This is a genomic window from Mesorhizobium sp. GbtcB19, from assembly GCF_019091085.1.
Taxonomy (GTDB): domain Bacteria; phylum Pseudomonadota; class Alphaproteobacteria; order Rhizobiales; family Rhizobiaceae; genus Mesorhizobium.
The window spans coordinates 1-282 of sequence record NZ_JAGXJY010000191.1; the positions used below are offsets into that span (position 1 = coordinate 1).

General features: G+C 35.5%; 1 protein-coding gene. It reads right to left on the bottom strand.

Annotation, left to right across the window (positions count from 1 at the left end):
- Window positions 1-24 precede the first annotated feature (24 nt).
- The coding region (locus KVT37_RS32140; protein ID WP_217579017.1) for a hypothetical protein at window positions 25-282 on the bottom strand (258 nt) is incomplete at its 5' end.

Genomic DNA, 282 nt, shown 5'->3' on the forward strand with positions numbered 1-282 from the left:
CGAACTAAATATGATTAATTTACACTAACTATATAGGGAGAAATTTATTTCGCAGCTTTTGCAATGACTTCCTAAAAGCGTGCCATACTCAAATAAAAATCCACATTCAGGGCAAACTTCATAATTACCTTTACAACGCTCACATACCGCTTCATTGTACATTTTGGTGTGATATGAAGCATTTGGATTGCTACAATCCCTACATCTGTCTTCATCCGGGATATTTCTTTCATCATTATGTTCCACATCACATTTGGAGACTTCAAACCCTCCAATTTCAAT